At 64.4% G+C, this 22,520-nt stretch carries 15 protein-coding genes, 1 pseudogene and 2 CRISPR repeat arrays (1 of these 18 running past the window's edge); of the genes and pseudogenes, 12 read left to right on the forward strand and 4 right to left on the reverse strand.

What is annotated here, in order from left to right:
* The first annotated feature begins 41 nt into the window (after positions 1 to 41).
* The 3 genes and pseudogenes from ACJOT3_RS05635 to ACJOT3_RS05645 all read left to right on the forward strand — a co-directional run.
* A complete protein-coding gene (locus ACJOT3_RS05635; RefSeq protein ID WP_407019388.1) occupies positions 42 to 149 on the forward strand; it encodes a winged helix-turn-helix domain-containing protein in 108 nt (35 codons plus the stop codon).
* Between the two features lie 16 nt (positions 150 to 165).
* Positions 166 to 717, forward strand: a complete 552-nt coding sequence (locus ACJOT3_RS05640) for an IS630 family transposase (RefSeq protein WP_421536132.1) — start codon at positions 166 to 168, stop codon at positions 715 to 717.
* A gap of 643 nt (positions 718 to 1,360) precedes the next feature.
* Positions 1,361 to 1,561: pseudogene (locus tag ACJOT3_RS05645) on the forward strand (tyrosine-type recombinase/integrase); the annotation flags it as partial.
* Positions 1,562 to 1,733: 172 nt separating this feature from the next.
* Here the strand turns inward: ACJOT3_RS05645 and ACJOT3_RS34845 are convergent.
* The 4 genes from ACJOT3_RS34845 to ACJOT3_RS05660 all read right to left on the reverse strand — a co-directional run bounded on the left by ACJOT3_RS34845 (position 1,734) and on the right by ACJOT3_RS05660 (position 6,363).
* Positions 1,734 to 2,108, reverse strand: coding sequence for a Het-E N-terminal domain-containing protein (locus tag ACJOT3_RS34845; RefSeq protein WP_489685956.1), 375 nt, complete (start codon positions 2,106 to 2,108; stop codon positions 1,734 to 1,736).
* Between the two features lie 69 nt (positions 2,109 to 2,177).
* Positions 2,178 to 2,579: a cytidine deaminase family protein gene (locus ACJOT3_RS05650; RefSeq protein WP_406969511.1), complete on the reverse strand. Its 402-nt coding sequence runs from the start codon at positions 2,577 to 2,579 to the stop codon at positions 2,178 to 2,180.
* Complete coding sequence (locus ACJOT3_RS05655) at positions 2,572 to 3,975, reverse strand: HEAT repeat domain-containing protein (RefSeq protein ID WP_406969513.1); 1,404 nt, start codon at positions 3,973 to 3,975, stop codon at positions 2,572 to 2,574. The genes ACJOT3_RS05650 and ACJOT3_RS05655 overlap by 8 nt, the downstream gene beginning before the upstream one ends.
* Positions 3,976 to 5,118: 1,143 nt before the next feature.
* Positions 5,119 to 6,363, reverse strand: a complete 1,245-nt coding sequence (locus tag ACJOT3_RS05660) for an IS701 family transposase (RefSeq protein WP_421536133.1) — start codon at positions 6,361 to 6,363, stop codon at positions 5,119 to 5,121.
* Between the two features lie 1,156 nt (positions 6,364 to 7,519).
* On the opposite strand from ACJOT3_RS05660, the gene ACJOT3_RS05665 reads away from it, so the two are divergent.
* From ACJOT3_RS05665 to cas2e, 9 genes are all read left to right on the forward strand, one after another.
* Positions 7,520 to 8,194, forward strand: a complete 675-nt coding sequence (locus tag ACJOT3_RS05665; RefSeq protein WP_406969617.1) for a DUF2637 domain-containing protein — start codon at positions 7,520 to 7,522, stop codon at positions 8,192 to 8,194.
* A 175-nt stretch (positions 8,195 to 8,369) separates the two neighbouring features.
* Positions 8,370 to 12,914: direct repeats of the CRISPR family, unit length 29 nt; unit sequence CGGCTCACCCCCGCTCGCGCGGGGAACGC.
* Between the two features lie 245 nt (positions 12,915 to 13,159).
* Positions 13,160 to 15,949 (forward strand): CRISPR-associated helicase Cas3', encoded by a 2,790-nt coding sequence (gene cas3, locus ACJOT3_RS05670; protein ID WP_406969619.1) that lies wholly within the window; start codon positions 13,160 to 13,162, stop codon positions 15,947 to 15,949.
* A gap of 199 nt (positions 15,950 to 16,148) precedes the next feature.
* On the forward strand, positions 16,149 to 17,708 hold the full coding sequence (gene casA, locus ACJOT3_RS05675) for a type I-E CRISPR-associated protein Cse1/CasA (RefSeq protein ID WP_406969515.1): 1,560 nt from the start codon (positions 16,149 to 16,151) through the stop codon (positions 17,706 to 17,708).
* Positions 17,705 to 18,394, forward strand: coding sequence for a type I-E CRISPR-associated protein Cse2/CasB (gene casB, locus ACJOT3_RS05680; RefSeq protein WP_406969517.1), 690 nt, complete (start codon positions 17,705 to 17,707; stop codon positions 18,392 to 18,394). The genes casA and casB overlap by 4 nt, the downstream gene beginning before the upstream one ends.
* A 65-nt stretch (positions 18,395 to 18,459) precedes the next feature.
* Positions 18,460 to 19,623, forward strand: coding sequence for a type I-E CRISPR-associated protein Cas7/Cse4/CasC (gene cas7e, locus ACJOT3_RS05685; protein WP_406969519.1), 1,164 nt, complete (start codon positions 18,460 to 18,462; stop codon positions 19,621 to 19,623).
* Positions 19,620 to 20,495: a type I-E CRISPR-associated protein Cas5/CasD gene (gene cas5e / locus ACJOT3_RS05690; RefSeq protein WP_406969521.1), complete on the forward strand. Its 876-nt coding sequence runs from the start codon at positions 19,620 to 19,622 to the stop codon at positions 20,493 to 20,495. Before cas7e ends, cas5e begins: the two co-directional genes overlap by 4 nt.
* Positions 20,492 to 21,145, forward strand: coding sequence for a type I-E CRISPR-associated protein Cas6/Cse3/CasE (gene cas6e / locus ACJOT3_RS05695; protein ID WP_406969523.1), 654 nt, complete (start codon positions 20,492 to 20,494; stop codon positions 21,143 to 21,145). The genes cas5e and cas6e overlap by 4 nt, the downstream gene beginning before the upstream one ends.
* Positions 21,142 to 22,107, forward strand: a complete 966-nt coding sequence (gene cas1e / locus ACJOT3_RS05700) for a type I-E CRISPR-associated endonuclease Cas1e (RefSeq protein ID WP_406969525.1) — start codon at positions 21,142 to 21,144, stop codon at positions 22,105 to 22,107. The genes cas6e and cas1e overlap by 4 nt, the downstream gene beginning before the upstream one ends.
* Before the next feature lie 47 nt (positions 22,108 to 22,154).
* Positions 22,155 to 22,478: a type I-E CRISPR-associated endoribonuclease Cas2e gene (cas2e, locus tag ACJOT3_RS05705; protein ID WP_406969621.1), complete on the forward strand. Its 324-nt coding sequence runs from the start codon at positions 22,155 to 22,157 to the stop codon at positions 22,476 to 22,478.
* A gap of 18 nt (positions 22,479 to 22,496) precedes the next feature.
* A CRISPR array of direct repeats spans positions 22,497 to 22,520; the repeat unit is 29 nt; it runs 3,299 nt beyond the window's last position.

Consider the following 22,520-nt stretch of genomic DNA (forward strand, 5'->3'; position numbering starts at 1 on the left):
CCTACGCCGACCCCTCCGGGGTGTGGCGACTACTGCAACGTATGGGCTTCTCCCACCAGGTGCCCGCGACGCGGGCCGCCGAACGCGATGAGGAAGAGGTCGACCGGTGGCGCACCCAGGTGTGGCCCCGGGCCAAAAGAGGACGCTGAGACCTCCGGGGCGTGGATCGTCTTCGCCGATGAGTGCGGGGCGAGCACGTCCCCGCCCACCCGTCGCACCTGGGGCCGCAGGGGGCGCACCCCGTTGGTGGCAGCACGTCGGGGCCGGCGGGAGCGGGCCAACACCGTCGGGTGGCTGTGCGTGCACCCCGCCACCGGGGCGGTGAAGCTGTTCCATGCGGTGCGCACCCGCTCCTCCATCACCGCCGCGGTGCTGCCCGCCCTGCTGGACCGTCTGCACCGGGCGCTCCAAGGCCCGGTGGTGTTGATCTGGGACAACCACTCCTCCCACTCCGGCAAGAAGATGACCGCCCAGATCACGGCACGGGACTGGGTGCGGGTGGTGTTCCTGCCCCGGTACGCGCCCGAGCTGAACCCGGTGGAGACGCTGTGGGCGCACCTTGAACGGGTGCTCAGAAGCCGTCTGTTCCGGAGTCTGGAGGATTTGGAGCAGGTGATCAACGCGCATCTGCGTCTGGTGCGCAAGCGCACCGATCTGCTGCGGGGGTTCATCGAGTCGGTCGGCTTGGAACCCTCACCGTTTCCGTCAACCGCATAATCAAAGATCAGTACTCAAAAGTGGCACGAGTCAGGTCAGGTGTCGAGTCCGAGCCGGTGGAGGAGGAGTTCGCCGAGCTGACCGACCGCATCCGTACCTACCTGGCACTGCGGGGCTGAGGAAACCGCCAACAGTCCGGGGCGTCTTCTCCTGCGGGAGGAGGCGCCCTCCGACGCTTCTCTGAAGCTGCAGGGTGCCGTCGCGGACTTCTCGACCAATGGTCGGGAAGAACCCGAGGTGACTTCTCGGACCGTCGAAGCGGCCTGGAGGCGTTCCAGAAGCCTCCGAGGGAAGCTGATCAGGATGGGCCATCGAGGGGCCGATAACGCCGCCGATCACTCCGCCGATAGGTGGGCCCTTCCGGGGGCCAATGACCCCGCCGATCGGTGGGCCGCCTTGATCGGCCCACCCTCAGCCCGTTATCAGTCCAGGTCAACGCCCCTGCAGGTGGGCCTATAGGAATCCAGACTTATACCCAGTAGGCGGGTTCCTTCACGTAGGGCGCGCGGCGCCCGGGGGTATGCGAGGGCGTTCACGCCCCCGCACACCCTTCCCGGCAGCCGTCTGCCGCCCCGCTCCACCCACCTGTCCTTGGGCGGCTCAAGCCCAGACCTTCCAGGACCGGCTCGTCTTGGCTACCCGGACGATGCCCGGGCTGCGCCACGGGGCCGCCTCGCTCGCACTGGCCGCGGGCACGGACGTGAAGGTGGTGTCCTCCGAGCTGGGCCACGCGACCACGCATTTCACCCAGGACACCTACCAGTCGGTGTACCCCGACGTCGCCAAAGCGGCGGCCGAGGCGACCGCCGCGCTGCTGCGCGGGACGCCGGTGTCGGTCGGGTAGCGGGACGGGGGAGCACACCAGGAGCGATTCAGCGCCCCGAGCCCCGGGCTGCGCGGCGGGTTCACCCCGCCTGGCCTGGGGCTTTGCCATGGGCGGAAGTGGCCTGCCATCGGATCAAAGGTCCCCTGGAGGAAAAAGCCGATTGTGCGCAAAAACTAGGCGAGGTTTTCTTCTAATAGTGATTTGTTTGTGTATTGTGGTCGCCTACTTGAACCCCGTAGGAGTTGGATATTTCTACGGTGTACTTTCCGCCGGACGCGCCCTTAGGATCGGTAGCGCTTAGTACTTTTGACGCGGCCTCAAGGAGCTCCTTATCTTTCTGGATTCCCATCTGGCGAAGGTAGGATTCCAGTACTGGTTGCCAGTTTTCAGGGTCCTCCGCATATTCTTCGACTGCGACTTGAGCAGACTTCTTACTTGAAAGCTTGTCCCTCAGTGAATCACGAAATTTGGTGTAGGTGTCTACGACTGCCTTCCCTGCTACCTCGTGTCCGCCTTGGGCAGCGCCAGCTAGGATTGCACCGAGTACTAGCGATATAGGATCCAACTTTACTCTGCCTCTCGCTTTTTATTCTCTGCGGTGTTGGTGGCGCTCTAATGGCCGCGTCAACTTACTTCATTCAGGAAAATATGGCATCAAATCTATTGACTTGTATGACAAAATAGGGCTGTTGGGTGACGACTGCGTAAATACATCGCAGTCTTCTCCGCCTAGCTCAAATATCCAGTCGAGACAACTGCCGCAGGGGGTCCATCCCCGAGGTGAAACTATGAATATTGCAATGGCTAACTTTCCGCCATTTGCCACAAGGTTGCCAAGTGCATTAGTTTCCGCATGAATATCGTGGCTACGAAATCGATGCTCGACGTTACAGCCGGTATGGAGTCGGCTATTCTCGTCCATCACGGCACACCCAACCGTGGTGGGACCATAGACTCGTGCTCTTTTTTGGCAAAGCCATGCAGCCTGGGACAATTGAACTTGGTGGGAAGGATCACACACGGTTATTTTACCCATCTTTGGAAGAAATTTCCAAGTATTTCGTGATTTCAGGTTCCGAAACTATCAGCGCGGCTATGGCCGGTAAAAGCTCGCTTTTAGGCCAACCCTGAGTCACTGCGTGGTCTACTGCAGCGGTTGCACTTTTAGCCAACTTTCGGAGGTTTGCTTCGCTTATCGCAAGGTTAGTTCGGGCTATTGTGGTTAGCGCCTCACGTGCCACCCACGGGTGAGTATCCTTTAGGAATTTGAAAACCTGTTTGGCCTCGGTGTCGTTAACTCGCCCCTGAGGTAGGCCCAGATCAAACTGTGAGGCTGTAGCCCATCGAATTCCTTCGTCGAAGGAGTCTAGGAGTTCGAGAATAAGGCTCTCACGCAACTCTTTATGCGTGTTCGACAACACGTATGAGATAGTATCCTCGATAGGCGAATAGCGACCTTTGCTGCTTCCTGTCAGGCCTGGTTGGTCCAAACTTATTTCTGTAGACATTTTTTGCATGTCCAGATCAAGGCTCAAAATTTCGAGATTAGACCTAATTAAGCTTGGGCTAGCAATAGGCAGGGACTCTAAGCTGAGACGAGATGGTGTATTTTTTTCTCTCTTAATGAACTTTCTTATAGGAGAGGGTAGTGCATTCGATATGTCAAGGCGATCGAGTGGGTCGATCCAATTTAGAATTAGGCGGATGTACTGAATGTCATCTTCATTGCAGCTTTCAAGAAGGCGCTTTATTTCATCCCATTCGTCGAGTTTGCCCTTGGCAGAGTGTAAGAGGGACGAACTGATGAGCTTCCTCTTGGACCACTGATCTTCGCGATTTAATACCGTATCAACTAGAGTCCTTAGGCCTCCGTTTGATGCGGACAGTGATGGATCACGCGAATGCTGCCACAGAACCTGTGGATGGTTAAATTCATGTATTTCTTGAGTGCTACCAGGAAATAATTGAGAAGCTGAGCTGCTGGCTGTGGTGGCGATAGAAAGCATAACGCTGAAGTTAGCTGAGTCGCGCGCATAGTCGAGAAGGTCAAGTGAAATCTTGCGGGAAATTTCATTAGTGCTACTAGTAGCAGCTAGCACGTGAGACAGGGAGTGGCTGAAAGCACGACGCAGTTGCCAATTTCCGTGCTTCGCGATAACGGGGGCTAGGCGATGGCACAAGAGGAGGTCTCCAACGGGACTTGTCGGAGTTGCCATTCTCCTATTCATTTCCTCAGTGACGGTGTTGACGATAATCATATTTTCGGATTCAGAGGCAAGGAGAGCTGTTAAAGAGAAAGGCCCGAGGTTAGCAATCTTGTCATTCTCAAGAATTTTTTTAGTATTTTTGGAAGGCAAGTTGTAGTAGTGATTGTACTGGGTGTTGTGGTTGCCTAGTTGAACGAAGCTAGGCCGGTCAGATTTATGATGCATGATGGGCTTGTCCGGTTCAGAGTAATGATGGCATAAGCGGTAGACAGCGAGGATCAGTGAAGTTGTGCCTATTGCAGGGCTTCGGTTACCATTCTAATGAGTCGCTTCGTGTTTTTTGGGGATATATTTGCTTTATCTATGTCCTCTCTAACATGGGTCCCAGTCTGTGTATAGACAGACGCGCCCTGGCTTCTTGGGCTGCCTGTTAGCACCAGGGTTGCTGAATAACCACTATCCTCGATGTTCCAAGCACGATGTAGAATCGTGTCAGATACATGATAGAAGTTTCCTTCTCGATGCAGTAGGTCATCGGAAATAGCGAGTCGAGAATTGCCTTGGAAACTTAGATTTCCAGGCGGCAGTGTCGCGCGAGATCGCTCGTAATGGTAGTGATCCATTTCCACTCCCCTGGAAGATTCTTTGAACCTGTGTTCGCCTAATCCCCCAATCAGGATCCTTGAACCAAAGGACCATACGTGGTCATGTATGTTCTCCGGGGCTTCGTCTTTTTCGTCTTGGTTATTGTCTTTGGGCTCCCAAATGTGTAACCGTAATGCGAGTCCCAATCTCCGCTCTAGAACTATTTTGGAAAAGCCATTTGCATGGAGGGAGCTGCGCTTGGAAATGGACTCCAAGACAGGCGCTTGGTTTAAAATATCACGAAGGTAGTCGTGAATCTCACGACGACTCATCGATGCTATAATTTTTTGACTTTCCCGAAGGCGATCTGGGTTTCTGGTTGAATTGGCCATCGAGAGTATTTCCATTTTATTTCCCGTTCTATGGTGAAATTGAATGAATCAATGTGATGGTGAAGCTTCACCCTTGGGGGTGGTCCGTCTGTGACGGTTGTTTCTCGTGTGGGCTGTGTGAGGTTGGCAGGACACAGTTCTGAAATGCCTTCCAGAAATGAGGTAGTCACCACGATGCCAGAACGGTTCAGTGGTGGTAGGGCATAGGCTTTTTTGGCCGGATCTGGCCAACCTTCGATGCAAGGCTTGCACCAGTTCCCTCATCGTGCAAACGCAGAGAGGACGTCCACCCGAGTAGTGATCACCTCCGGCCTTCAAGCCTGAGTTTGGTCACGGTGTTGACTCCGCGAGGAGAGAACCTCTCTGGTACTACAGTTGCACTTCCGTTTTGTCATGATTCACAAGCCGCTCGTCTGCACTGGTGGCAGCCCATCGCCAGCGCTTGGTGGGAGCGTCTGAACACCGACCACGCCAACACGTGCTCCGGGCCGTGCCCGACCGCGAACAGGGCGTGCATCAAACGGACGATCTCGTTGCAGGTCAGCGCCACCAGCCCTGATCGGTGCGGATGCAGGTGCGACTCGGCCAGGCGGCAGATGGCCACGAACGCGTAGGCGACCATCACCAGTAGGCTCCACCACTGCCAGGAGGTCCACCCGCGCACCTGGTGCTCGTCCAGACCGGCCAGGCCCTTGCCGTGCCGGAAGGACTCCTCCACCCGCCAGCGGCGCCCGGCCACCACCAGACGCGCCGAAGGCACCGGCACCGGGGCGAAGCAGTGGAAGAAGGCCAGCTCACCGGTGGTGCGGTTGCGGCGGATCAGCACCCACCGCACCCCGTGCTCATCGGTGCGGTCGTCGATGAGCGCCCAGTCGTAGTAGCGCTCGCCCTTGGACCCGGCCCCGGCCGAACGCTTCTGCCAGCCCTGTTCTGGGACCAGGACGGCCAACTCTTTGACCGGCAGGGGACCGCGCGGGGTGGGCAAGGGGTCGGTAGCCGACATCTCCATCACGTACCCCACCCCGTGTTCTTCCAGGTAGCCGCGCAAGTGCGGGTTGCGGCCGTAGACCTCGTCGCCGGTCACCCACGCGTCAGGGGTGTGCTCCAGGGCGGCGGCGATCATCTGCCGGGCCAACTCGGGCTTGGTGGCGAAACGGGTCGTGTCGGGGACCCCGGCCGCTCGGCGGCGGGCAAGGTCCCCGGTCCAGGCCCGGGGCAGGTAGAGACGGTGGTCGATCAGAGCGTGCGCTTGGGGGGTGGTGTGGGCGAGGTAGACCGCGACCTGGCAGTTCTCGACCTGGCCGGTGACCCCGGTGTACTGGCGGGCGACCCCGACCGTGTGTTCTCCCTGCTTGACGTCACCGGTCTCGTCCACGACCAGGACCGTGTCAGGGGTGCCCAGGTGGGCGATGACATGGTCGCGCAGCGCGGCGGCCAGAGCCGTCTCGTCGATGCGGGCACGGGCGAGCAGGTGCTGGAACCGGTACGGGGAGGGGTGACCGGCGTGTTCGGCCAGGGTCCAGCAGTTCTTGGCTGGCAGCGGGGCCAGCAGGGCGCTGATCATCTCGCGGGCGGTGGTGCGGGTCTCGGGGCGGGCCAGGTGCAGGGTGACGACGGTGTCGATGGTCGCGTTCAGCAGGCGCGGCCATCGCTGGGCGGCTACGCTGGTGTCCGCGGCCGCTGCCTGTTCTTTCTTTGTCTTCACAACCATTGATGATCGGGCGGTGGCCGTTCGTGTGTCCGGGAAACCGCCAGATCAGCGGCGCTTATCCTCCGGGGCAGGGTAGAGCACTCAGACCAGGACAAACCGGAAGTGCAACTGTAGTACCGGGCGCCCACCCCCGCGGCCCGCGCCTCTTCTCACCACCCCGAACCCGGTGCTGGCGATCCTCGATGACCGCTTCCCAGGGCCGGGTCAGCTCCTTGATGAGCGTGGTTAGGTGGTGTCGGGGGATGAGCGTGGTTAGGTGGTGTCGGGGGATGCGGGTGAGCTAGGACCGCACGATTGTCCTTGATCGTCACGACCAGAGCATGCCACGGCACTCCAGTGAGGTCTTATCCGCTACCACACACCGACTAGTAAGTCGGTCAGCGATGCTCCGGTGCCGCCAAAGGATGGTCTGTTCGGGTACGGTACAGACCTGACGGGCAGTCCACATCACGGATGGTTATGTGAACTAGGTTCATGTCCCGGCCCTGGATGATGGTGCCGCCGAAGATCTCTCCGTACACGGCGGCGACAGTTGGCCTAGATCCATGTCGCCTTGTGCATGCCATTTGCCTATGGTGCGTCAGGCTCTGCGGGGTAAGGGGTTACAGGGGACGCGTCCGCTACCGGCCGTTGGGGCGTCACGGGGCGCAGGCCCTGGATCGCGCGTGTCAGGGTGGCTGTGGGGTTGCTGGCGTACGGACGAGGGGCAACACCGTCGGCGGAGTGCCGTGGGCCCACGCGGTCACGGTTCGGCAAAGTGCTCCGGGAGATTGACACCCACCTGTACTGACCTTGTACTGGGGAGCACACCAGGAGCACACATGGGCCGAAAACGGGGCGAGGGCCTCTTGCGAGGTCCTCGTGGAACCCCTGTGAACTGGGGTTTTGGGGCGCACCCAGCTCGACACAATGCGAACCTTCAGCCTGTGATCGAGGGGCCGCAGATCGAACTCCTTCCTGCTCACGCCAAGGTGCGCAGGGACGGGTACCGCGATTCGCGGGATGAGCGTCCGGGTGCGGGGAAGTGAGTGCGGTGGTTGCTTCCCGTTGGTCCAGGTTGGTCACGATCGCTGCTGTCCTGATGCTGGCGTTGATCGCCGCGGTGGTGTCCTACTCGCACATGTATGAACTCGCGTTGCGTCACGGCGAACCCGAGTGGCGTGCTGCGTTGTTCCCGTTGTCGGTGGACGGGATGATCGTGGGCGCTTCGATGACGCTGCTGAGCGACGCGCGCCGCGGCCGTAAGGGTGGTGTGCTGCCCTGGACCCTGTTGATCATCGGGTCGGCCGCGTCCTTGGCGGCGAACGTCGCGGTGGCCGACCCCACGATGTGGTCGCGGATCATCCACGCCTGGCCGTCGTTCGCGCTGATCGGTGCGTACGAGTTGCTCATGCGCGAGTTTCGCACCACCGCCAGGAGTGTACGCACTGCGTACGCAGACGATCAGCACCCACTGGGTACCGACTCGGAGCGTGCTGGAACCTGTGAGCCGGTTGCAGAGCAGACAGAGACGGCACTCCGAGTCGTGTCGCCTGGAAGAACAGCGGAGACCTCCGAGCCGCTGTCGCCGTTCCAAGCCCGAGCATGGCAGTGGGCAGTGGGTCAGGAGAGCGAGACCGGAGATCTGCCTACCGGTAAGGAGATTGCTGATTGTTTTGGCCGTAAAGAGCGATGGGGTCGACTCGTGAAGAAACGTGGCCTTGCTGAGCGCAGGACTGCTTCGTCAGGCAAGGGCGAGCCACCTACTGACCTTTGATGTACGGGGTGACGGGGTGACGGGGTGAGCCTGTCGCGCTGAACTGGGCAAACGGAGCTGCCGCGACCGGTCGAGTTAGTCAACCGCAAGCTCAAAGGTCAGTAGCGATGTTGGAGGCATCGAGAATTCAGTAACCACTGGCTAAGCCGGGGAGCCCGGTGAACTGGTAGGCCAGGGGCTCACCCCCGCTCGCGCGGGGAACACCACCTCGGCCTCGGGGGCGGCCGCGGCCACCGCGGCTCACCCCCGCTCGCGCGGGGAACACGGTAACGGTGCGGGCGGTCCAGGCGCGGTGGGCGGCTCACCCCCGCTCGCGCGGGGAACACACTGAGCCGCGGCTTCCCCGGTCATGCTGTCCGCCGGCTCACCCCCGCTCGCGCGGGGAACACACTCCCGGAACACCATCGCTCGTGAGCTGAAGCGGCTCACCCCCGCTCGCGCGGGGAACACTCGATGGCGACGATCGCACCGACCTCCACCAACGGCTCACCCCCGCCCGCGCGGGGAACACGCGGCCCTGATCGCCGACCGCATCCTTGACGTCGGCTCACCCCCGCTCGCGCGGGGAACGCCCCAACAACGCCAAAGCATGGAACAGGGCGATCGGCTCACCCCCGCTCGCGCGGGGAACGCAGCTTCTCGTTCTCCAGCACCTCGCGGTGAGGCGGCTCACCCCCGCTCGCGCGGGGAACGCTCGTGGCTGAGGACGCGGACCTTCTCGTCCTGCGGCTCACCCCCGCTCGCGCGGGGAACGCACGCCATCTCCGCGCGCTGCGCCGAGAAAATGCGGCTCACCCCCGCTCGCGCGGGGAACGCTCGTACCGGTGGTTGATCAGCCGGTAGTTGATCGGCTCACCCCCGCTCGCGCGGGGAACGCGCCACCTCTGCGACCTTGACCAGCTCCCCGGTCGGCTCACCCCCGCTCGCGCGGGGAACGCGGGGGTGGCGGCGTTGAGGCGTTCGCGGATGGCGGCTCACCCCCGCTCGCGCGGGGAACGCGGCGTGGTGGTGCTGACCGAGGTCACCCGTGACGGCTCACCCCCGCTCGCGCGGGGAACGCGGTGTCGTAGTGGGCCGCCATGACCACGTCCAGGGCTCACCCCCGCTCGCGCGGGGAACGCCCGACGACGCGGGGCCCCGGTTCGTTGTGATCCGGCTCACCCCCGCTCGCGCGGGGAACGCATCCGGGTGCCCAGCACGATCTCGGCGGCCAGCGGCTCACCCCCGCTCGCGCGGGGAACGCCGGCGAGGAGCTGGAGCCTTCCCCCCGGGTGGCGGCTCACCCCCGCTCGCGCGGGGAACGCCTGCACACCCGCGTTGACGTGGGACGTTCGATCGGCTCACCCCCGCTCGCGCGGGGAACGCGGTACACCCACCGCGACGACGGCGCCCTGGAGCGGCTCACCCCCGCTCGCGCGGGGAACGCAACCGCCGCGCAGCCCCCCGCACCGTCGGGGACGGCTCACCCCCGCTCGCGCGGGGAACGCCGGCGGATGGTGATCAGCAGCCCCCACAGGGCCGGCTCACCCCCGCTCGCGCGGGGAACGCTTGAGCGCGTAGCCCTTGACTCCGTGGGTGGCCGGCTCACCCCCGCTCGCGCGGGGAACGCGTGAAAACGTGGACCAACGAAGACGGCAAGAGCGGCTCACCCCCGCTCGCGCGGGGAACGCAAGTTCGGCCTGACCATGGTCGGGTCCATCGACGGCTCACCCCCGCTCGCGCGGGGAACGCCCACCGACCCCACAGCCATCGGCATCGTGGGACGGCTCACCCCCGCTCGCGCGGGGAACGCGCCATGTGCCAGTGCCACCCGCCGTCTGGGTGCGGCTCACCCCCGCTCGCGCGGGGAACGCCAGCGAGCACACGGGTGAGCGCAGCCGGATCCCGGCTCACCCCCGCTCGCGCGGGGAACGCAACGTCCGCGAGGTGCCCGGTGCGAACCTGGACGGCTCACCCCCGCTCGCGCGGGGAACGCGCGTTGACGGCGGCGACTGCCTGCTGGGATAGCGGCTCACCCCCGCTCGCGCGGGGAACGCGACGGCGTCGTCCCATTCATCCGGCTGGGTGTCGGCTCACCCCCGCTCGCGCGGGGAACGCTCGCCAGAGCCCGCTCTACGCTACCGCTCACCCGGCTCACCCCCGCTCGCGCGGGGAACGCCCTGGAGCAGCGGTGGTGGGAGTCCCTGGCTGCGGCTCACCCCCGCTCGCGCGGGGAACGCGAGGCGACCGCCGGGCGCGGGCTGGAGGGCGTCGGCTCACCCCCGCTCGCGCGGGGAACGCGTGATCTCCTCCTCGATCATCCATCCGGCCGGCGGCTCACCCCCGCTCGCGCGGGGAACGCGCACGACGCGCCCAGCGTGGACATGCCGTCGGGGGCTCACCCCCGCTCGCGCGGGGAACGCCGCACCCGGGACCCGGCGTCCAGCGCCAGGATCGGCTCACCCCCGCTCGCGCGGGGAACGCGCACCGCGGCACCCGCTCCGCCGCCCCCACACCGGCTCACCCCCGCTCGCGCGGGGAACGCCAGGACCTGTACGGTGACGGCGTTGGAGAGGTCGGCTCACCCCCGCTCGCGCGGGGAACGCCGGGCCCAGGCCTTGGCCTGCTGGGCGTAGAGCGGCTCACCCCCGCTCGCGCGGGGAACGCCGGCTCTGGGTGCGGCCCCAGGACCACGACGCCGGCTCACCCCCGCTCGCGCGGGGAACGCGGCACCCCGGCCGCCGCGGCGACCGCCCCGGTCGGCTCACCCCCGCTCGCGCGGGGAACGCGCCTCCTCGGGATCGGTGGTCTCCCGGGTGAGCGGCTCACCCCCGCTCGCGCGGGGAACGCAGATCCCGTGCACCCGCTTGCGCTTCGCGAAGCGGCTCACCCCCGCTCGCGCGGGGAACGCGGAGCTGCTGAAGGCTTCTCGTGGGTCGAAGACGGCTCACCCCCGCTCGCGCGGGGAACGCGGATCCGGATCCGGATGACCACCGGCCCCGTGCGGCTCACCCCCGCTCGCGCGGGGAACGCGTCTTCTCGACCGTGTCGAGTCGGCCGTCCAACGGCTCACCCCCGCTCGCGCGGGGAACGCATCTGCCAGATGAGCCCGAGGCCGCGCAGGCGCGGCTCACCCCCGCTCGCGCGGGGAACGCGGGTGTTCAAGCAGCTGCGCGAGGACGGATGGCGGCTCACCCCCGCTCGCGCGGGGAACGCCCCCACGATCACGGCCTGCACGGCCAACTCACCGGCTCACCCCCGCTCGCGCGGGGAACGCCAACCCCGCGGCGATCACCGCGCTGATCGTAACGGCTCACCCCCGCTCGCGCGGGGAACGCACCGTCGGCACCCGCACCACCAGCAAGCGCTACGGCTCACCCCCGCTCGCGCGGGGAACGCATGTTTGCGTACCGGTCGATCACGTGCGCGGTCGGCTCACCCCCGCTCGCGCGGGGAACGCGGCATCGACCCCCGGCTGTGGGAGACCCGCGGCGGCTCACCCCCGCTCGCGCGGGGAACGCCGACCAAGCCCACGAAGGTGATGGGCCACTGGCGGCTCACCCCCGCTCGCGCGGGGAACGCGGATCGGCTCCCCGTCGATGCCGATCGGCGGGGGGCTCACCCCCGCTCGCGCGGGGAACGCGCAACGAGATCTGGCGCACCGCCCCCGGCAGTCGGCTCACCCCCGCTCGCGCGGGGAACGCGATGAGGCGTCCGCGCAGGCGGCGGGCGCCGACGGCTCACCCCCGCTCGCGCGGGGAACGCAAATCCCTGCGGTCGTCCTTGGTCAGGTACAGCGGCTCACCCCCGCTCGCGCGGGGAACGCTTCTGCGGAGGAACCGGCCGAGGAACCCGCCGCGGCTCACCCCCGCTCGCGCGGGGAACGCTGGACAGAAATCTGTCCGACGTGGACAGAAATCGGCTCACCCCCGCTCGCGCGGGGAACGCTCTACGTGGCCGACGCCCCGCACGGCGGCGAACGGCTCACCCCCGCTCGCGCGGGGAACGCAGCTGGGCGTCGACGATGCCGTCGATCGCGGCCGGCTCACCCCCGCTCGCGCGGGGAACGCGGGGTGGTGTCCTCGCGAGTGGTCTCTCCCGGCGGCTCACCCCCGCTCGCGCGGGGAACGCCCCCCCGTCGAGACGGAGCAGCAGCCGGGCGAAGGCTCACCCCCGCTCGCGCGGGGAACGCCGTGGTGACCGGCCACGTCGAGAAGGTCAGATCGGCTCACCCCCGCTCGCGCGGGGAACGCCTCACTGCGACGGCCCCAAGTCCCGGAACCGGCGGCTCACCCCCGCTCGCGCGGGGAACGCGGGCCAGGCGGGTCTCTCCGCAGTGCCAGCGGCGGCTCACCCCCGCTCGCGCGGGGAACGCGTTGGGGACGCGCCTCGGAGGGGAGTGAGGAGCGGCTCACCCCCGCTCGCGCGGGGAACGCGCATCCGGCGGAGGGTGTCGTGGCCGGGGCGGGGGCTCACCCCCGCTCGCGCGGGGAACGCGGCGATGTCCGCCCACCGGGGGGCGACCTCAACGGCTCACCCCCGCTCGCGCGGGGAACGCGGATGAGGGTGACACCCGCACCTACGAACTGACGGCTCACCCCCGCTCGCGCGGGGAACGCGCGGGCGCGGGCGGCCAGGGTGGCGGTGCTCACGGCTCACCCCCGCTCGCGCGGGGAACGCGCGTCAGCGACGTACATGTCCACGCCGCCGATCGGCTCACCCCCGCTCGCGCGGGGAACGCACTTCCTGAACTGGGCTTTTAATGGGGCGTTGCCAATTTGTGACATGAAGTGGTCTCGGGAGGCGAGGGTTTCCGTCCATGTCTCATTCGTGTGCATGCCTTCTGCTGTAGAAGCCTGGATGCCTTGGCCGGCTGCCTGTCTTTGGAGTGTCAGCCCTAGATGCTAACCCTGACGTGGGACACGCCCAGCAGGCCCTCGTTCACAGGAAAGGGACATGTAAGTGGACAACTCCCTAGACGCCCTAATGTGGGGCAAAAGTAAAGGTCTTCCGGTCCCCTATCCGCTCATCTGTCACTTGAGCGATGTAGCGGCAGTCGCTGGGGCGCTGTGGGACATCCTGCTTGATGAACGCGGCCAAGAGCGCATCGCGCATCGACTCCAAGTGAGCCGCTCGTCATGCCGCGCATTGGTCTGCTTCTGGGCTGGGCTTCACGACATCGGAAAAATCAGTCCCCTCTTCCAGGAAAAGGATCCCGCCCGATACGCCCTTCTAGCTCAAGATCCGAGCTACCGCATCGAGAAGGACCTCTCACACGAACGTTTGGGGCATGATGCCGCGACTCACTGGGCGTTGACCACGATCTTGGCCGAGCTCGGTTACCCGAAAGGCCGTCCGATCACACGTTCCCCGGCGCACCAGGTAGCCCAACTGCTCGGAGGGCATCACGGATTCTTCCACCAGGCCCTTGATCGGAAGATGCTGGCCGCGGTCGATCAGTGGGTCCCTGCTCTTGGGGGGCCAGGCTGGGAGGAGCAGCGCCATCTGCACGTCACCGCGCTGGAGAAGCTCACCGGTGTGGAGGCGGTGCCTCTGACCCGGCTTCCCGCTGATCTGGTCGGCTTTGTCGCTGGCCTCACTGTCGTGGCCGACTGGTTGGCTAGTCAAGAACACGTCGTTCGTCAAGCACTACCACCAGCGGGATGGGCGGCTACAGAGTCCGCTCTGTCGGAACACTGGACGAGAGCTGTGAAGCGGGCACCCGCCATCGTCAAGCAGGCCCGGTTGGGTCGCGCCACCTTCCCGAATCGGAGTTTCGCCGAACAATTTCCCCAGATCCACACGCCCAACCAACTCCAAAAAGATCTGGCTGAGCAGCTTCCCGCGCTGGTACAGGGGGGAGCCGGTCTGCTCATGATCACCGCGCCCACCGGGGACGGAAAAACCGAGGCCGCACTGCACGCAGCGAGTGTGCTGGCCAGGGCATCGGGTGCGGGTGGACTGTTCTTCGCCCTGCCCACCATGGCCACCGCCGATGCAATGCACCGCCGTGTGCGCAATTTCGTCGGCGCCAATGTCACAGGGGACACTGCACTGACCCTCGTGCACAGCATGTCCTGGCTCGCAGCCGCACCCAACACCGATCAGAATCACAGTGCCTCCGACGACGTGTTGACCGACGAAGCGGTCACCCGCATCGAAGCGGGCCGGTGGCTGCGCACATCCCGACGTGGTCTGCTGGCACCGATGGCGACCGGGACCATCGACCAAGGGCTGGCGTCGGTACTGCCGGTGCGGTTCAACATGCTGCGCCTGTTCGGGCTGGCCAACAAGGTCCTTGTCGTCGATGAGGCCCACGCTTATGGGCCGTGGATGCACAGCCTGCTCGTACGCCTCCTGGAATGGCTCGGAGCCATGGGTGCACCTGTGGTCCTGCTGTCAGCGACCTTGGCAGGGCGCACCGCCTCATCCCTCGTTGAGGCTTATCGCCGTGGAGTCGGGTTTTTTGAACCTCAGGAGATCGCACCCACCTACCCGGGATGGGTCTATGTCGACGCCACCACCGGCCAGGTCACACCACCCCGTAAGGCCCCCAGCAGCCGCCCCCGCCGACTCGGTGTCGAGGTCCACCAGGTGCGCTGGGACGTCACCGAGCCCGATCGCATCTCACCTGAGGCCGGCACGCGTCGAGACGCACTTGTGCGACTGCTTGCCCCTGCTCTGCAGGCCAAAGGGTGCGTACTGGTGTGCTGTACCACAGTCGAGGAAGCCCAACGTACATACCGATTCCTGAGCGCCGCCTTCACCGAACTCATCGCAGACGACAACCTTCGCCTGCTGCATTCCCGCTATCCCGCGTGGCGACGCAAGGACATCACTGATGACATCGAGATTCTGTTCGGTAAACCCGGTAGGAACGATCCTCCCGGACGCCGACCAGCCCCAGCGGTGCTCGTTGCGACGTCCGTGGTCGAACAGTCGCTCGATCTTGATTTCGACTACGTCATCAGCGATGCAGCGGCGCTCGCACAACTTCTTCAACGCGCGGGGCGATGCATGCGCCACGCACGCGAAGACCGGGCCCTGGGCATGGGCGACAACCCCAGAATCGCTGTGCTCGAACCCGTTGACACTGATGGCAAGCTCGCGGTTCCACGCACCTGGGGCAAGGTTCATGACACCTCGCTCCTGCTGCGTACGAGCCGGATCCTTGCGGACAAAGCCGAGCACGGAATCAGCATCCCCGAAGACGTGCAGGAACTCATTGATGCCGTCTACGCCGAGGACTTCGTTACCCGCCTGGAAGCACCTGATGAGCGCCAAGAACTCAATGTCCATGACGCCGAGCGCCATGCCACGGATCTGGCCGAACGTCATCTGGCCGACATGACGATGATCCCACCGCCCTATGACCTCGGTGATCTCGCCGAGCTCAGCAACCAGGGAACACACCAGGTGGACGAGGAACTCATCACCACCCGTCTGGGGGCGGACTCCGAGCGAGCGGTCTGTGCCTACACCCAGCCCGATGGCTCCCTCACCCTCGATCCCCAGGGGGTGATCGCACTCCCCGGCGTCCATCACGCGCTCACCTCTGAGGAGTCTGCACAGATCGCGAGCCACATGATTCCAGTGCCAGGGCGTTGGCTAAAGGGGCGCACCACCACACACGAACCTCCCACCTCCTGGGCCGAACGTTCCTTCGTCGCCCGGACCGTGCTGTTGCCTATGCGGCGGACCAGCGACGGCAGATGGACCTGTGACGTTGGTTCGCACCTGCTGGAGATCTCCGACGTAGGGCTGGAGAAGAAGTAGGAGCGTTTCCCAGACTTAGACCATCCCACCTTGCTACTGTGTGGTTCAGCCGTCCCATGCAAGCTTTCCTGGCAGGGACGGCGCCCCCGCTCGCGCGGGGAGAAAGCAGCCGCAACGGGTGTTTTCGACCAACCCACCGGCTCACCCCCGTCAAACGCACGGGGAGGGATTCGACTCTAGTGCACCCCCCGGAGGTGCGATGACCTCGATCGACAGGCTTTACCATCTGCTAACGGAACCCAATGTGCCGGTCCGGTGGCGCTCGGACGTCTCGTCGCAAGGCCGCCCGGAACGGGTCGGGTTCAGAGACCTTCTTGTCCATGCCCACGACATCGCGGCGCTGGCTGTCCCGTTGCCTCCCGCGGCGGCTGCCTTGATGAGGATCCTGTATGCGTTCATCCTGCGCATCACTCGACTCGATCGCCGGGAAGCCACCGATAGGAGCGGGGAAGACTGGGATGACCGGCGCTTCGCGATCCTTGACGACGGACGGTTCTCCGAGAAGCACATCGATGACTACTTCAACCGGTACTCCGATCGATTCTGGCTCTACCACCCTGAACGGCCCTTCCTTCAAGACCCACGACTGAGCGAGCAGTGCTCCAAACCGGCTGGCGTCAACAAGCTGGTCACTACCCGTCCCTCCGGCGGTAACCATTCGTGGTTCTCGCACTCCAGCCCTCACGACCCGACGCTTCCCACCTCGGATCAGGCTCTTCTCCACCTGCTGATCTGGAGCTACTACGGTCCCTCCGGCACTTGTGCCATACGCAAGGTCGGTCAGATCAGCGCAGGCAACACCAGCGCCGGCCCCCTGCGCGGCACCTTGTCCTACCATCCTGAGGGCGAATCGCTGTTCGAGACCTTGCTGGCCGGGCTTCCCCGACCCTCGACCACCGTCGATGCGGACACGGACCTTTGCCCCTGGGAATGGCACGACCTACCTGATCCGCTCTCGCCGCGGGAACTGGTGACGGGACCCTGCTCAAGCCTGACCGCGCGCTCCCAGCACGCGCTGCTGTTGGTGCCCGACCAAACCGGTGAACACGCCCGGGACGCCTATGTCACCTGGGCCTACCGTAATAAACTGCCGCGCGGCGACGACTATCTCATCTGGCAGGTGAGCAAGGACGGCAATCCCTACCCTCGACCGGCGGAAGCCGACCGGGCCTTGTGGCGTGACCTGGATGCTCTGTTGCATAAGGCGCCGGTGGGGGAACGGCAGGCCCAACGGCCGCGGATCTTCTCCAGTGCCATTGAACTCTTGCAGGAGACTCCTTCGCGGACTATGAAGGTCAGGGCTCTGGGATTCGACCAGGACGGTCAAGCCAAGGACCGACAGTTCGTCTCAGCCTCCACCCCCCCGGTGCTGGACCTGATGGAACGGCGCGATGCCGACGTAGAGCAGATCCGTCACGTCGGCCATATGCGTCATTTGGGGGAATTGGCCGGACGCCGCCTCGATACGGCCACCAAACGGGCCTGGGCCCTGTACAGCGATGCTGCCAAGATCAGCACCTGCTCGTGGTCTCGCCAGGCGGCCGCGCGCTACTGGCCCGCTGCTGAGACGGAGTTCTGGCGACGGTTGCGTACGCGCAACTGGGATGACATGGCTTCCTCCTTCCGACGTATCGCTGAGCGTGCCTACGAAGAGGTCACCGCTCCCGCCGCCGGTACGGCGCGGGGGGCGCGAGCGCGGGAGACGGCCCGTATCGACCTGTACGGGGGACGCCCCAAGAAAAAGGTGAGGACCTCATGAGCGACCACCCTTCATCGGTCCCGGCGGAGCAGTCCGTCAACCGGACGAACAGCGTCCCTTCCGAGCAGATGCGAGCGGTCCGAGCCTTCGTCAGCGCGGTCATGGGGCGGTGCGCCGATGACCGGGGAGCGCGGGCCGCGCTACGCAGTGGGCTCGGCAAGCCTCTGGACCGTGTTCCACGTATGCACTCCATCGTCGCCCCTCTGCTCCCTTCCTGGGTCATGGGTAAGGCCGATGCCGAGCGCGCCTACTATGCCGTTGCCTCCATGATCGCGCTGCTGCCCAAGGACGAGATCCAAGCCGCCCAGAAAAGTCTCGACTCTGATGGGTCCGACACTGACCGCTATGGCCAGAGCCTGGGGAGCTCCCTGGCCGAGGCGGTTGCCTCGGGCACCCGCAAGGGGCTTCGAGAAAGCGCTGCGGAAACGCGCATCAACCTGCTCACCAAGCAGAGTGTGGAGGGCCTGCACCGGCATCTGCCCGCGACCATCCGCCAACTCCAGGGAGTTGGTACATCCATCGACTACGCCCGCCTGGTCAGCGATCTGTTGCGGTGGCGTCATTATCGCGGTGACATCTCCCGGCGTTGGCTCCAGGACTTCTACCGGGATCGGTTCAAGGCTGACCGTGATGCCGCCCAACAGGCGGATACCGAAACTGAAACCGATCCGGTCTCCCAAACCTGACGACACTCCAGCGCCGATAAACCACTCCACCACATCACATCCGCGCACGTGAAAGAGAGAACCTCATGCAGCGCCGACCCTCGGACATTCCCGGACGCTTCATCGACATTCACCTCATCCAGAGCGTCCCTTATGCGAATCTGAACCGCGATGACACCAACTCGGTAAAACAGGTCGAATTCGGAGACAGGACGCGTACCCGGGTCAGCAGCCAGAGCTGGAAGCGCGCCACCCGAGCAGACTTCCAGCGCATCACCGGTCAAGCAGCGGTGCGTACCCGTCGCATCGGAGAAGCTGTGGAGCGGGTCCTGCTGGAAGACCGTCAATGGCCCCAGGACCTGGCGCGTCGCGCGGGCCAGCACATCGCGGCCGGATCCAGCATCAAGGCCGATCCGCCCAGTGACGAAGTCCCCGCCTGGTCCACCAACGCCATGGTCTACGTGCCCGCCCCGGCGATCGCCGAGCTCGCTGACCTCGCAGAGGCGCACCGCTCTACCCTCGAAGCGGCTTCCGACATGAAGAAGGGGAGCAAGAGCGTTCTGTCCAAGGAGGACATCGATGCGGTGCTGCGCTCCACCAACGGTGTCATCCACCTCTTCGGGCGCATGCTCGCCGAAGTCGACGACGCCGGAGTGGACGGTGCCGTGCAGGTCGCACACGCCTTCACCACCCACGCCACGGACACCGAACTCGACTACTTCGCTGCTGTGGACGACATCACCGACGCCTGGGGCGACACCACCGGCAGCGCACACATGGGCAACACCGAGTTCAGCGCAGGCGTGTTCTACCGGTACGCGACCGTGGATCTGGACGACCTGCTGAACAACATCAAGGGGGACCGTGCCTCGGCCAGGGAACTGGTCGCGGCTTTCCTGGAGGCTTTCATACTGTCCATTCCCCAGGCGAAGAAGACCGCAACCGCTCCGCACACCGTCCCTGACATCGCACACATCGCGGTGCGCTCCGACCGTCCGGTCTCGTTCGCCGCAGCTTTTGAAGAGCCGGTGGCGGCCGGTCGTGACGGAGGCTACGCCCGTCCTTCCGCTGTTCACCTGGCCGAGTACGCCGCGGCGGCCCACCGTCTGCTGGGAGAACGCGGCCGGCTGCAGGCAGCATGGGCAGGCACTCACGCGGGTGAGGTGGAAGGGTTGGGCGAGCGCAAAGACTCCCTGCTGGATCTGATCAGCTCCGCCGTGGACGTCGCACTGCCCCCGGAGCAGCAGTGACGAGCAACCCTGAACCTACACGCGAGCAGGTTCCCGGCCTGTTGCTGCACCTGTCCGCCCCTCTGCAGTCCTGGGGACAACGCAGCCACTACAACGAGCGTGACACAGCTGCCTTCCCCACCCGCTCCGGGGTCCTGGGCCTGCTCAGTTCTGCCCTCGGTCGCGCTCGCGGTGCCTCCATCGACGACCTCACCCAACTTTCACTCACCGTGCGTGTGGACCGTCCCGGGCATCTGCTGCGTGATCTGCACACCGTTGGAGGAGGTCTGCCGGCAAAGGAGACCGTCACCACGGCCGAAGGCAAGAAACGCGGTATCAAACAGGCCACCCTGCTCTCTCACCGGTATTACCTCCAGGACGCCGCCTTCACTGTGGCCATCACCGGTACCACCGACCACAGCGACCTGATTCGGGCCTGCGCTCACGCTCTGGAAGCGCCCACTTGGGCGCCCTACTTGGGGCGACGTTCCTGCCCACCCACCGGACCTTTCTTTCTGGGGCACACCCACAACCCCTGGTGGCACCTGACTCATCTGCCCCTGCACCGTGCTGCACCCGCCGCCACTCATACGGCAGGGCATGCGCATGTGCTCTTCTACGGTGATGCACCGTTGGACAATCGCCTGGCCACAATCATCGAGGACCGGTTCGATACACATGCGGCGAACGGAGCGGACCCCATCGGTGAGATCGACGATGATCCTCGTACCTTTCACACCCACCACCGCTCTTACCGCACGCGCCCTCTTTTCCAACGGGAACTGCAAATGGGCCGGCGCCAATGCGGTGGACTGGGCAGGCACTACCTGGAAGCCATCGGAACCTATCTGAGTGAGTACCGCACCACAGAGCACGGAAGGATCAGTCCATGACTCACTGGATCACACAGATCCGACCCGACCTGCGCTCACGCGAGGCCCGCCGCGACCTGGGCAGCGCCGTTGGCATGCACCACAGACTGATGTCCCTTTTCCCGGACGGGGCCGGCCAGGAGGCTCGGCGGACTTTCGGTGTGCTCTTTCGTGTTGAGGACACACCCCGCGGGCCACAGATCCTCCTGCAGAGCAACATCGAGCCCGAACTGAGCCGACTGCCCGAACACTACGGCTCCGGGCAGACCAAGGACCTCAGCGTGTTCCTGGACGCCCTCAAAACAGGTCGTTACGTGCGTTACCGCATTGCCGCCAATGCTGTACGCCGCCCCGGACATACCACCAAGGCGAAGAGCGACGTTAATTCCGTTGTCCCTCTAGTGGGTGCGGACGCTGAGGAATGGTGGACCCGGCAGGCCGAGGCATCCGGACTCAAGCTCCATCACATCGCATCCCATGCCCTGGACGCCGCGCGTGGCGAACGTAAAGAGGGACGCCACAAGATCCGTCACGCTCGTACCCTCTTCGAGGGGACTGCCCAGATCACCAACGCTCTCCTGCTCCGAGAACGCACCATTACCGGTGTCGGTCGCGGTAAGGCTTACGGGTGCGGCCTGCTCAGCCTTGCCCCCGCACGGGGCCTCCTATGAGTAAGAGCGCACGACAACGGTTGGCCGCACCGACGGTGGCGATGCTCCCCCGGATTGCGGACTCCCTGTCCTTCCTCTATCTGGACATCGTGCGTGTATACCAGGACGACACGGGAGTCTGCGCCCAGGTCGAAACCGAACAGCGCGGTAAGGAACTGGTCTACCTTCCCACCGCTGCGCTCAGCTGTGTCCTGCTGGGACCAGGAACCTCCATCACGGCCCGAGCGCTGACCACCTTCTCTCGCCACGGCACCACGGTCCTCATCAGCGGTGCTGGAGGCGTGCGCTGCTACTCGGCCATGGTGCCCAGTTCACTGAGCACCACTTGGCTGGAGCACCAAGCCCGAGCCTGGGCCGATGACGAACAACGCTCGGCGGTCGCCAGACGCATGTATGAACGCCGCTTCGGTGCTGGAACCGTGCAGGACGAGACCTCCATCGCTCAACTACGAGGGATGGAAGGCCAACGAGTCAAAGCGATGTATCGGCTACTGGCTCAGCAATACAAGCTCAGCCGGTTCCGCCGCTCCTATAACCCTGAGGACTGGGATGACCAGGACCCGGTCAACCGCGCACTTTCCTCGGCCAATACCTGCTTGTACGGCATCGTGCACGCGGCTATCTTCGCGTTGGGGTGTTCGCCAGCCCTGGGTTTTGTCCACAGTGGTAACCAGCAAGCCTTTGTCTACGACATCGCTGACCTGTACAAGGCCGAGCTGACGATCCCGCTGGCTTTCTCTCTCCATGCCTCATCCAGCCCTGAACAACAGGCACGAGTTGGATTTCGAGAAGGGTTGCGTCTGTTCGCGCTCCTGCCTCGCATCGTGGCCGATATCCAACGTCTCCTTCTACCTGGTGCTGATGTGCAATCACCGGACTTGGAGGAGCAGGTCGTGGATCTATGGGATCCCATCTCGGGTGCAGTTCCGGGTGCGATGAATCACAGTTCGGATGAATGGTGATTGTTCCTATCCGACGAGAAAGAAGAAGGTGAACCGGTTTGTCGAACATGATCGCCATCAGTGCCACCGCCGTGCCGGACCACCTGCGGGGCGCGTTGTCGCGGTGGTTGCTGGAGGTGACTCCTGAGCTCTATGTGGGAACGGTCTCCGCTCGCGTACGGGACGAGCTGTGGGATGCAGTCAGCGCCTGTGTGGCTGATGGGCTGGCCGTGCTCCTCTACCCCAGCGACAACGAACAAGGCTTCGAGGTTCGTACTGCCGGCCAACGTCGACGGCGCCCCATCGACTTCGATGGGTTGACACTGATCGCTTTCGGGGCCACGGAGGGAACCCTCAATCCGGAAGATAACAAAAAGGTAACCTCCTTGTAGATCTGCAGGTCAGGAAGTCCCTTCCCCGCGCGAGCGGGGGTG

This window comes from Nocardiopsis protaetiae, assembly GCF_045446735.1.
Taxonomy (GTDB): domain Bacteria; phylum Actinomycetota; class Actinomycetes; order Streptosporangiales; family Streptosporangiaceae; genus Nocardiopsis; species Nocardiopsis protaetiae.

What these genes read in the sequence shown, in the direction of transcription:
- casB (WP_406969517.1), top strand. Translation starts at nt 17,705, where the DNA reads ATGAGCGACCACCCTTCATCGGTCCCGGCGGAGCAGTCCGTCAACCGG.
- ACJOT3_RS05650 (WP_406969511.1), bottom strand. Translation starts at nt 2,579, where the DNA reads ATGGGTAAAATAACCGTGTGTGATCCTTCCCACCAAGTTCAATTGTCC.
- ACJOT3_RS05665 (WP_406969617.1), top strand. Translation starts at nt 7,520, where the DNA reads ATGCTGGCGTTGATCGCCGCGGTGGTGTCCTACTCGCACATGTATGAA.
- ACJOT3_RS05635 (WP_407019388.1), top strand. Translation starts at nt 42, where the DNA reads ATGGGCTTCTCCCACCAGGTGCCCGCGACGCGGGCCGCCGAACGCGAT.
- cas7e (WP_406969519.1), top strand. Translation starts at nt 18,460, where the DNA reads ATGCAGCGCCGACCCTCGGACATTCCCGGACGCTTCATCGACATTCAC.
- cas6e (WP_406969523.1), top strand. Translation starts at nt 20,492, where the DNA reads ATGACTCACTGGATCACACAGATCCGACCCGACCTGCGCTCACGCGAG.
- cas3 (WP_406969619.1), top strand. Translation starts at nt 13,160, where the DNA reads ATGTGGGGCAAAAGTAAAGGTCTTCCGGTCCCCTATCCGCTCATCTGT.
- ACJOT3_RS05655 (WP_406969513.1), bottom strand. Translation starts at nt 3,975, where the DNA reads ATGCATCATAAATCTGACCGGCCTAGCTTCGTTCAACTAGGCAACCAC.
- casA (WP_406969515.1), top strand. Translation starts at nt 16,149, where the DNA reads ATGACCTCGATCGACAGGCTTTACCATCTGCTAACGGAACCCAATGTG.
- cas2e (WP_406969621.1), top strand. Translation starts at nt 22,155, where the DNA reads ATGATCGCCATCAGTGCCACCGCCGTGCCGGACCACCTGCGGGGCGCG.
- cas1e (WP_406969525.1), top strand. Translation starts at nt 21,142, where the DNA reads ATGAGTAAGAGCGCACGACAACGGTTGGCCGCACCGACGGTGGCGATG.